Below are 12088 nucleotides of genomic sequence, written 5' to 3' on the forward strand. Positions count from 1 at the left end.
ATTTAAGGCTAAGTTTTTACTAAAAATAGCAAAAATATTCCTATTCATAGAAATTGAAAGATTTATTCAACAGTCTTGATTATTAAAATTCAAGAAATTTTATACTAAATATTGTAAAACTTGTTTGGTAGTATTTTTATCGCAAAATGTTAAATAAAATTTAAGAGAAAACTTATTTTGTTAGTGGTTTGAGTCATTTTCGTTAAGCTCATCAACTATTTTTTGCTGTTCAATGTCTAATTTAACAGACTTTGATTTATCACTTGCAATATACATGTATACAACAGGTAAAACAAATAGCGAGAAGAGTGCTCCAATAACTAGACCACTTGATATAACAACACCGATACAGTTTCTACTTACAGCACCAGCACCAGAGGATGTAACAAGAGGTATTACACCAACAACCATTGCTGATACTGTCATTAGAATAGGCCTTAAACGTTGTGATGATGAAGTGACAATTGCATCATACTTATTCAGCCCTTCGTGTTTTTGTAAGTGGTTGGCAAACTCAACAACCATAATCCCTTGCTTTGATATTAGACCTATTAGTGTCACGAGACCAAGTTGGGTATATATATTAAGTGATGCCCATCCTGCACCGATATATTGCCCAAAATATAGCGGAATCAAAGCTCCCGATATAGCCATTGGAATAGTTACTAAGATAACAAGAGAGTCTCTAAAGCTTTCAAACTGAGCAGATAATGCTAGGAAAATTAGAACGATTGCAAAAGCAAAAGCTACCATCATTGTATTACCATTTTCAACATATTGGCGAGCTGAGCCAGAGAAGTTATATGAGAATCCTGCTGGTAGCTCACTTCTAATTACACTCTTAACATAGTCAATCGCTTGTCCTTGAGTTACACCAGGTGACATAACTGCAGAAATTGTTGAAGCGTTTAGTTGTTGGAAGGTATTTTGTGTTAGAGGTTGTCCAGTTGTTTTAAATGTCATCAGTGCGGATAGTGGCACTTCAGAATCAAACATATCACTAGAATCATCTGAACGAATAAAGATGTTTCCTAGTTGCTCTTGCGTTAACATCTCATTTCTAGGAAGTTGAGGTATCACTTGGAAACTATATCCTCTTAGGAAGAAATAGTTTATATAACCACCAGCATATGAAGAACTAAGTGTTTTAGCAATATCTGCCATTGTGATTCCTAAAATACCAGCTTTTTCTCGATCTATATTTATATCAACGACAGGATTATCAAATTTAAGATCACTTTGTGCAAAAACAAATAGACCACTACTCATCATTTTGTCTATAACTTTATTGGTAATATCATTGATGGCTTCATAGTCATTAACACTCTGGATAACTATAGATATTGGAGCACCTCTAGGTATTCCTGGTAGTGAAGGTGTTTGATAAGTATATGTTTGTATTCCAGGGAGACCTGTTACTTTAGCCTGAGCTATGTTAGCAGCTTTTTGTTGAGAAATTTTTCTATCATCCCATGATTTCATAATAAAGCCACCAAAGATCACATTAGAGCCCATTACCCCATTTAGAATAAAAGTATTTTGCTTGCCTGGTATCTCATTTAATGTTTGATTTAGTTTTTCACCAAAGGCATTTAAGTAGTTAATATTGGCAGAAGATGGAGCTTGTCCCATTATACCTAAGAATCCTTGATCCTCATTTGGAGCAAGTTCTGATTTGATACCTGTACCCATTATAAAACAGCTAACAAGTACAATAGCTCCCATAATAGCAATAGCGGGTTTTATTTCTAAAACAAATATTAGCAGAGCTTTATATTTAGCAGTTAATTTACTAAATACAGAATCTACAAACTTAACTAATTTAGTGCTCATCATTTGGCGATTAAGTACTTTTGAGCACATCATTGGAGATAAAGTATAAGCAACTATACCTGATATAAGTACTGCTCCAGCAAGGGAGTAAGCAAACTCTGTAAATAGCTGACCTGTAAAGCCACCCATCATTCCGATAGGAGCATATACTACTAGTAGAGTTAGGGTCATCAAAACTACAGGGTTAGCAATTTCTCTAGCACCTTTAATTGCTGCTGCAAAAGGTTCCATACCTTCTTCAACATGACGGTAGATATTTTCAAGTACAACAATAGCATCATCTACTACTAAGCCTATGGCTAGAATCATTGCTAAAAGGGTCAATAGGTTTATTGAAAATCCCATCATGCTCATTAAGAAAAAAGAACCAATAATTGATAAAGGAATAGCTATTACCGGTACAATAATCGCTCTTAATGATCCTAAAAATAAGAACATCACAATTGATACTATAATAACTGCTTCAGCAAGCGTATGGATAACTTCATCAATAGAACTTTCAATATACAGAGTACTATTGTAGGCAATATGAACATCTAAGCCATTTGGTAAAGCAGCTTTAATATTAGGTAACTCTTTTACAAGATTAGCAACTACTGAAAGTGGGTTTGCTTCTGGTGAAACAACGGCCCCTGCTAAAACGGCATTTTTACCATCAAAATATACTGTAGAGTTATAATTTTGAGCACCTAATTCAACCTTGGCAACATCCTTAAGTCTAACCACTTGACCACTACTCTTTTTAATAATAAGATTTTCGTAATCTTGAGCTCGAGACATGCTAGTCTCTGGATTTAACGTATAGTTTAAGTATGGTCCTTGTATTTGGCCACCTGCTGAAACTAAACTGTTAGAACCAATTGCTTGTGACAGCTCTGCGGGGGTTATGCCATATTCTGCCATACGAGATTTGTTTGGATATATACGCATTGCATATGGTTGGTTACCCCATACATCTATCTCTGATAATCCACCTTGAGCTAGTAGCTTTGGCGTTAGTTCAGAGTTTATATATGCAGATATTTCAGAGGTATTCATTGTTTTACTTGTGAAGGCAAGAATTAATGAGGGGAAGTTATCTGCAGGATTTAACTTAATAGCAGGAGAATAAGCATCTTGTGGTAATTGGTTTAATACGGAGTTTACATTTTGTACAACTTCAGAAAGAACATCATTAGAGTTATATCCCAGTTTAACGTATACAGTAATTGTACTTGTTCCCAGAGCAGACTGTGAAGTCATATAGTCAATACCTTTTGATGAACCTACAGCCGCTTCTATGGGTCTAGTTACAAACGCTTGAATAGTTGCTGGATTTGCTCCAGGGTATGATGTTGTAACAGTAATTGTTGCACTATCTATATAAGGATATTGCCTAATCTGGAGGTTGAAAAAAGAACCAACTCCAACAACAATAATCATAAAGCTTATTGAAAGAGATAATACAGGTCTTCTTATAAAGATATCAATAAGACGCATTATTACATTCCTTGCTTATATAGATTGTTATTTAACTCTACACTATTATTTAACATAGCATCACTTCCCTTGTTGACTTTATTTTGTCCTGAAGTAACTATTGTTGTTCCAGGTTTTAAGCCTTCAACTAGAGCTAAATTATTTCTTGTTTCTATAACCTTAACGTTTACTTGACCAACTTTATATAAAGTTTTATCCAAAGTAATGGTTTCCATTCCACCACTTGCAGTAGATGTATAGGATACTTTTTGAGGCTTACCATCTTTATCTAGAACTGGTTCTAAAGTATATACAGATTCTCCATATAAGCTGTATGCTATTGCATTTCTAGGAATTACAATTGAATTTTTCTTTATTGGAAGATTTACATGGACAGTCAAAAACATCCCTGGGACAATTGAATGTTTAGGGTTTTTATACGTAGCTTGGACAACGATAGATCTGTTTGAGTCATTAATGAAAGAGTTGATAGCTGTTATCTTAGCAGTAAATTTTTCTCCCGGGAATGCATCGGAGAAGAAGTTAATATCTTGACCGACACTTATTAAACTAACTTTGTTTTGTGGTACAGAGAATGTGATAAAAATTGGATCTATTTTTGTGAGAGTCGCAGCATTATCACCATTGTTAAAGTATTGACCTAAACTTATGTTTCTAATACCTATCTTACCATCAAAAGGAGCTCTAACTTCTTTAAAACCAATTTGAGATTCAATATTCTGTACTTGTGCTAATGCTGTTAAATAGTCTGCATTAGCTTTATCAGCTGACTCTTTTGATGTGGCTTTTTGTTGTACAAGTTTGTTATAACGATCGGTAGTTATTTTAGCGAGCTTTAATTTTGAAAGAGCTTCTTCCAAGTTTGCTTTTAATTGACTTGTGTCGAGTTTAAATAGTAAATCACCTTTTTTAACTTCTTGGCCGCTCTTGAAATTAATTTCACTAACAATTCCACCTGATTGCGATGAAATTTGTGTTGATTGGATAGCTTGTGCTTCACCGATAGTGTTAATAACTTGTTGCCAATCTGTCGTTTTGACAACAGTTGATGTAACAGCTACAGGCTGGGGAACATAAGCAGCCATACCTTTTTTAATCATGCTTTGTACAAATTCAGCAAAACCAAAGATACTTCCAAATATTAGTAATGTGGCTACAACTACTGTGACTGAAGCAACATTTTTATTCTTTAATTTGGATAGCCAGAATCTTACTTTTTTTATCTGGAATATGAAATAGACAATTGCTAAAGATAATCCGAGCTTACCTAAGATTAGCCATGCTACTACTGTTGTGATTATGGCAAAAATTGCATAGTTTTTTTTGTTGGCATTTATTTTTTGTTTAATATTTGCAAAAGTTTTTTTGAAGTCCACAGTTTTATCTCACTATTTTTTAAATATCTTTATAAAAAAGCTAATACAGTTGATTATTAACAAACCTGTAAAAAATAACAAGCTATAAACTGCTAAACTATAGCCTGATATACTTTCAGAAATTTCTGAGCAGCTTTCAACTGAACCTGTAATTGATTTAGTTACATTTAGTAAGAAAGGATTATCTATCCCTCCACATGATGCAACATTAGTAGCTGGTGTATTAGCAAAATATTGTAAATATATTTGATCTGCAGCTAAGTACATACCAAAGATTATAATTATTAAAATTATAATTCTGATAATTATTGAAAAACTTTTGGGAGATTTTTTGATCCATCCTAGTATGCTAAATACTAAGATGCATAATACTGATAGTTGTTGTAAAAGACACATTGGACAAGGCTTCCATCCAAGAGCAATAACTGTAAAAGCTACTATAAACAATATTAGAATACAGACTATAGTGTTAATAGGAAAAATATAACTATTTACGTTTTTCATTACGTTGAGTATCTACTATAAAAAAGAGTTTTCGTAATTGTATCATAAATTTAAACTGTTTTTTATAGTATCAATATATAGATTGTTTATGGTGTTTTTTAAATTATTTCTATCAATATTTTTTAGTATATTTTGAATATCTAGATTATTGATAGTTTTTATAGTTTCTTCTAAAGACTTGTAGCTTCTTCTTAATGATTTTTTTATTTTACTTATATCTATATATGCTTTGTATATTTCTAGACTATCTTTAAATAATGTTTGATCTCTTAATAGGTTTGCATCCTTTATGAGCTTAAGTGCGTATGGAGCATCTATTTGATCTTCTAATATTTGTTTAATATTTATAGTTGCTATTATTGTTTTAAATTGCTTATTTGTTAGTAATAATTCTTTCTTTAGGCGCTCTAAATGTTGTTTGGATGTTTTTAGGAAACATAGTGTTATTTTTTGATTAATTTCTAAGTTAGTATATTTGATATTCTTAAAAAAAATTGTGTTTGGGATTAATGTAAGTAAATTTTTTACTGTTGGGAATACCTTTTCTAAAGAGTCTAGATCATCTAATGTTTCAAAGAAAATTCTAGGGTTTGTTAAAGCTTTGATAAATTCTATATGTAGCCGTTCTTTTTTAAGAAAGCTAAGTTCATCGGTTTTTGAAATATCTCTAGCAAGCTTTTTAGTCTCACAAGCTATTGAAAAATTAAAGTAAGATAATTGTGCTTTAAAGCGAGCTAATCGAATAACTCGTAAAGGATCTTCAACAAAAGCTTCAGAAGTGTGGCGTAAAACTCTATTTGTAATATCTTGTTGGCCATTGAAAGGATCTATTATACTACCATCTTGATCCATAGCGATAGAGTTAATAGTTAAGTCTCTACGCTTAAGATCATCTTTTAGAGTAATATCTTTTGAAAATGATGTTTCAAAACCATGATATCCTTTTGCTACTTTTTTCTCTGCTCTAGCTAAGGCATATTCTTCTTTTGTTCTTGGGTCTAAGAATACTGGAAATGATGCATTAATTTTAAGATATCCAGCAGATAACATTTCTTTTTCTGTTGCTCCAACAACAACCCAATCTTTATCTTTATGTGGTAATCCTAGTAGCCTATCTCTGACTGCACCACCAACTAGATATATTATCATTGCTTAGATAGTTGAATTTGCTTAGCTTTATATTAACAGAAAAAAGTGTATAATTGTTGGTTACTTAATGTTGTTTTAAAAACATCTTATTATAAATTATGGCAAATATGATTGATAAAATAGATCTTAAATCGAAAGGTCCAGGGACACTTAGTGGTCAAATGTCAAATAAAGAGAAAGTAACAACTCTTTATAAAAGACTCTTAGGTCAAGTTAAGCACTTATGGCATTTTTTAGTTTTAGCAGCTATAGGGAGTATATTCTTTTCAGCAGCTGATGCTTCAATGATATATCTGATAAATCCGATATTAAACTATGGTTTTGGCGGTAGTGGTGGAGTTACAAAGCAAAGTGCTAGTATATTGATGTTGATGGGCGTTGGTATGGTTGGTTTATTAACATTGCGATCTGTTGGAGCTTTTTTATCAAATTACTTTATTGGGTCATTAGGACAAAAGGTAGTATATAAGTTTAGAAAAGATATTTATAAGAGGTTTATGGATCTACCTGCAACATTCTTTGATAAGCACTCTTCTGGTCAAATTATTTCAAGACTTTTATATAACGTTGATCAAGTTACTGAAGCCACATCAACAGCAATTATAACAGTAGTTCAGGATGGTACTTTTGTAATAGGTCTTATAATTGTGATGGTTGTATCAAGTTGGCAGTTATCTTTGTTTTTGATAATAGTTGGTCCATTCTTGGGTGTATTTATATCTTTAATAAACAAAAAATTCAGATCATTAAGTAGGAATACTCAGTCATCTATGGGGAATGTTACTCATACGGCTGAAGAAACACTTAGAAATTATAAAGAAATAAGAATATTTGGAGCTCAGAAAAAACAACAAAATAAATTCTTTAAGAATCTTGACTATACCTATTCTCAACAGATAAGAACAATTGCTTTAGATTCTTTAACATCCCCAGTTATTCAAATTATAGCATCACTTGTTTTAGCAGCTTCATTATTCACAATTGCTATTTTTGGGACTAATGAGGGTGGAGGATCTTCTTGGTTAACAGCAGGATCATTTGCATCGTTTTTTGCAGCAGCAGCCGCGATTTTAAAACCGATTAAAAATCTTACTAAAGTTAACGTGGTTATTCAAAAAGCAGTGGCAGCGACTGAAGATATCTTTTATATTCTTGATTATCCAGCAGAAGAAGAAACAGGTAAAAAAGAGCTGAAGAAAGTATCAGGTGATGTAAGTATTAGAGATGTAAGCTTTGCTTTTAGTACGCAGAATGTCTTAAATGGTGTTAGTGTTGATATTAAAGCTGGTGAAACAGTAGCATTTGTTGGTAAGTCTGGTAGTGGTAAAACTACACTTACAAGTATTATCTCAAGATTTTATACTCAGCATAAGGGAGAGATATTAATTGATGGTGTAGACACTCGTGAGTTATCACTAGAGAATTTAAGATCGCATTTATCAATGGTTTCGCAAAACGTCCATTTATTTGATGATACTGTTTATAATAATATTGCTTTTGGACTGTCAAGAGATGTTTCCGAAGAAGAGGTTATAGATGTTCTTAAAAGGGCAAATGCTTATGAGTTTGTTCAAGACTTACCCGAAGGAATGCATACAAATATAGGTAATAATGGTTCTAAGCTTTCTGGGGGGCAAAGACAGAGAATCTCAATAGCAAGAGCGTTATTGAAAAATGCGCCGATATTGATCTTTGATGAAGCTACTAGTGCGTTAGATAATGAGTCAGAAAGAGTTGTTCAGCAAGCATTAGAAAGCTTAACTAAATCGTGTACAACTATAGTTATTGCGCATAGGCTAAGTACAGTTGAAAGTGCTGATAAGATTGTTGTTATGGATGGTGGGAAAGTTGTTGAATGTGGTAAGCATCAAGATCTTCTTGAACAAGGTGGACTATATACTAGGCTATATCAGTCAGGACTTGAGTAGTTAGATGATAGATAAATTTTGGTATCAGAGAAATCCAAATTTATTAAGTTGTATTCTAAAGCCTATATCTATTATTTTTTCAAAAGTTGCTACTAATCGCAAACTCAAACAGCAACAAAATCAATATAAATCAAAAATACCTGTTGTTATCGTTGGTAATATATCTGTCGGTGGGACAGGTAAAACTCCAGTAGTTAGAAAGTTAGCTCAAGAATATTTAGCAAAAGGTAAAAATCCTGTAATTATTAGTCGTGGTTATGGAGCAAAAGCAGAGAGTTATCCATTTGAGGTTAATTCCGCTACTTTAGCGAGTCAGTGCGGTGATGAACCTGCAATGTTATATGATGCCCTAAATGGTCAGGTACCCATAATTATCTCACCACAGAGAGTAGACTCTGTAAAATATATTGAGAAGATATATCCAAATACTGATGTGATAATTAGTGATGATGGTTTACAACATTATAAGCTTGCTAGAGATAAAGAAATCGTTGTTGTAGATGCGAGTAGAATGTTTGGTAATCAATTATGTATTCCTGCAGGACCATTAAGAGAATCTATTGAAAGATTAAGTTCTGTGGATGAGGTTATTATAATTGGTGATTGTTCGGAAGATGATAAAAAATTCCTAAGAAGTTATAATCAGAATATTACTTTTGCTAAAATTGTTGCAACTGAGTTTGTAAATCTTGTCTCTGGTGCGAGATTTTCAAAAGATGAGTTCTCAGCTAATAATATTGTTGCAGTTGTAGGTATTGGTAATCCGGAGAAATTTTTTGAAACTCTAGCGCAAAATAATATTAAAATTGAAGATAAAGAAATATTCAAAGATCATCATAAATTTGTACAACAAGACTTTTCTAATATAAAAGATAATCAAGCAGTTATTATGACATATAAAGATGCTATTAAATGTAAGTCTTTTGCTAGAGAGAATTGGTGGTATCTAGATATAGAGTTGCAATATAATCAATAATTACGAATAAAATTATTTCTTTAATTAGTTTAGTAATGGATATGCGATTAATGTTCGTAATCGATTTGCTATACTTTGTTATATATATTACTATTTACATTGATATAAATATTCTAATAAATCTCTATGCAAAAAATAGTTTTAGTTGACGGCTCATCTTATTTATTTAGAGCTTATCATGCATTACCAAACTTATCTAATAGTCAAGGAGAGCCAACAGGCGCTATTCTTGGAGTAATAAATATGCTCAAGAAATTGCCAACAAGATATGATACAGAATATGTTGCTGTTGTTTTTGATCCAAAGGGTAAAAATTTCCGTCATGAGATATACCCTGAATATAAAGCAAATCGTAAAGCAATGGATGATGAGCTAAGAGTTCAGATAGAACCACTTCATGAAATTATCAAAAAAATGGGCTTTCCTATCATTATAAAAGATGGCGTTGAGGCTGATGACGTGATTGGGACTTTAGCAAAAGATCTAGAAGCTCAAGGTTATGATGTCGTTATTTCTACTGGTGATAAAGATATGGCTCAGTTAGTTACTGAAAAAGTAGTGCTATATGATTCGATGAAGAATGTAACTACAGATATTTCTGGGGTTTTAACTAAATACCAAATTCGACCTGATCAGATAATTGACTATTTAGCTCTTATGGGAGACTCTTCTGATAATATTCCAGGAGTGCCTAAAGTTGGTCCAAAAACAGCGGTTAAGTGGCTACAAGAATATGAAAATATTGACGGAGTGATAGCAAATTCTAATGATATAAAAGGAAAGGTTGGTGAAAATTTACGTAACAATATTGAGCTTTTAAAACTCTCTTATCAGTTAGCAACAATTAAGTGTGACCTTAATCTTAGTCTAACTATAGAGGATCTTAAATGTAATTCAGCAGATACGAAATATTTAGTAGAAGTTTTTACAAAATATGAATTTAATTCATTATTGCGAGGTTTAGATGTTAATAATACAGAATCTACGAATGAAGAACAGTCTTCTAAGCAAGTAGATGTTAAAATAGATTATAAAACAGTATTATCATCACAAGATCTTGATGATTTAGTAGCAGATTTGAAAGATAGTAATATTTTTTCCTTTGATACTGAAACTGACTCTTTAAATACTTATGAAGCTAATTTGGTAGGGTTATCGTTTTGTGCTAAAGAGGGCAGGGCTTATTATATTCCAGTACAACATAGATATTTAGGTGTTCCACAACAGCTTGAGTTAGGTGTGGTTTTAGAGGAGCTAAAACCAATATTTGCAGATTCTAAAAAATCTAAGGTTGCACATAATTTTAAGTTCGATGAGAAAATTCTATCAAAGTATGGTGTGGATATTAAAGGAAATATTCATGACACTATGGTTATGGCATATGTGTTAAAAAGTAGTGGTAGGCATGATATGGATAGCCTTTCTAAGGAACATCTTAATATTGAGCCAATTCCTTATAGTGAAATAGCTGGAACAGGCAGAAAACAACAAACTTTAGATCAGATAGAAATTGATAAAGTGGCTAAATATGCTGCTGAAGATGCAGATATTACTTTTAGACTTTTCAGTCATTTTGACAGGTTACTTAAAAAAGAGAAAGTTCTTTACGAACTGTATTCAAAAGTCGAGATGCCTTTAACTCTTATTTTAAATAATATGGAGAAAATAGGTGTAAAAATTGATGCAACTAAACTAGTAGAGCAAAGTGCTAGCCTTGATAAGAGTATTGTTGAGATTCAAGAGCAATGCTATAAATTAGCAGGTCAAGAGTTTAATCTATCATCTCCTGTACAGTTAAGAGAGATTCTTTTTGAAAAAATGCAAATTCCAGCCGTGAAAAAAACAGCAAAAGGTCAAGCATCAACTTCTGAGGAGGTATTAGTTCAATTAGCCGAAGAATATGAGATAGCAGCACTTATTATGAAATATCGTCATTTATCTAAGTTGAAAAATACTTATACTGATAAGCTTCCAAAGATGCTAGATAGTAATTCAAGGGCGCATACCTCATATAATCAAACAGGGACGGTTACAGGCAGACTATCATCATCAGATCCAAATCTACAAAATATACCGATCAAAAGTCCTGAAGGTCGTAAGATTAGGCAAGCTTTTATTGCTGAAGATGGTTTCTATATAGTGGCTGCAGATTACTCACAGATTGAGCTTAGAATTATGGCACATCTATCAAAAGATGAGAACCTTCTTAAAGCATTTAATGAAGGTCTAGATATTCATAGTGCAACAGCTGCTGAAGTTTTATGTATTGATATGGATGAAGTTACAAGTGAACAAAGAAGGAGAGCAAAAGCTATAAATTTTGGTCTTATTTATGGCATGAGTGCTTTCGGTTTAGCAAAGCAGCTAGAAATATCTCGAGCAGAAGCACAGGAATATATAGATGTATATTTTAATCGCTATCCAAAAGTTAAAGAATATATGACAACAGCTAAAGAATTTGCTAAAAAAAATGGTTATGTTGAGACAATACTTGGTCGCAGACTATATTTGCCAGAAATTAGCTCAAGAAATGTAATGCAAAGAAATGCCGCTGAAAGAGCAGCTATTAATGCTCCGATGCAAGGAACTGCAGCAGATATTATAAAAAAAGCTATGATAGAGGTTAACACAATGATATCTCAGGGGTATAATAACGAAATTAAAATGGTAATGCAGGTCCATGATGAACTTGTTTTTGAGATCAAAAAAAATAAAGTTGAAGAAATTTCTGCAAAAATAAAACAAGTAATGGAAGGTGCTGTTAAGCTCAGTGTACCTTTAGAGGTGAATGTTGATGCTGGTGATAACTGGGATCAGGCACATTAAATATATAGTCATTAGGA

The 12088-nt window shown here is 32.5% G+C and carries 7 protein-coding genes; 3 read left to right on the plus strand and 4 right to left on the minus strand.

The window, feature by feature from the left end; all coding sequences use genetic code 11:
- Window positions 1-180: 180 nt before the first annotated feature.
- From R8535_RS06835 to R8535_RS06850, 4 genes are read right to left on the minus strand one after another with little or no spacing between them, the layout of a single operon-like run.
- Window positions 181-3312, minus strand: a complete 3132-nt coding sequence (locus R8535_RS06835; protein WP_329497795.1) for an efflux RND transporter permease subunit — start codon at window positions 3310-3312, stop codon at window positions 181-183.
- Window positions 3313-3314: 2 nt separating this feature from the next.
- Entirely contained in the window at window positions 3315-4688 is a 1374-nt protein-coding gene (locus tag R8535_RS06840) for an efflux RND transporter periplasmic adaptor subunit (protein ID WP_329497793.1), read from the minus strand.
- A gap of 12 nt (window positions 4689-4700) precedes the next feature.
- Entirely contained in the window at window positions 4701-5192 is a 492-nt protein-coding gene (locus tag R8535_RS06845) for a disulfide bond formation protein B (RefSeq protein ID WP_329497792.1), read from the minus strand.
- Between the two features lie 42 nt (window positions 5193-5234).
- A complete protein-coding gene (locus R8535_RS06850) occupies window positions 5235-6341 on the minus strand; it encodes a CCA tRNA nucleotidyltransferase (RefSeq protein ID WP_329497790.1) in 1107 nt (368 codons plus the stop codon).
- 98 nt (window positions 6342-6439) lie between these two features.
- Here R8535_RS06850 and msbA point away from each other — a divergent pair, with 98 nt between their 5' ends.
- The 3 genes from msbA to polA all read left to right on the plus strand — a co-directional run bounded on the left by msbA (window position 6440) and on the right by polA (window position 12071).
- Complete coding sequence (msbA, locus tag R8535_RS06855; RefSeq protein ID WP_329497787.1) at window positions 6440-8269, plus strand: lipid A export permease/ATP-binding protein MsbA; 1830 nt, start codon at window positions 6440-6442, stop codon at window positions 8267-8269.
- A gap of 4 nt (window positions 8270-8273) precedes the next feature.
- Window positions 8274-9245, plus strand: a complete 972-nt coding sequence (lpxK, locus tag R8535_RS06860; protein WP_329497785.1) for a tetraacyldisaccharide 4'-kinase — start codon at window positions 8274-8276, stop codon at window positions 9243-9245.
- Window positions 9246-9371: 126 nt separating this feature from the next.
- Window positions 9372-12071 carry a DNA polymerase I gene (gene polA / locus R8535_RS06865; protein WP_329497783.1) on the plus strand — a complete coding sequence of 900 codons (2700 nt, stop codon included), beginning with the start codon at window positions 9372-9374 and terminating at the stop codon, window positions 12069-12071.
- The last annotated feature ends 17 nt before the right edge of the window (window positions 12072-12088 follow it).

Source organism: Francisella sp. 19S2-4 (assembly GCF_036281795.1).
In the GTDB taxonomy this organism is placed as follows: Bacteria; Pseudomonadota; Gammaproteobacteria; order Francisellales; family Francisellaceae; genus Francisella.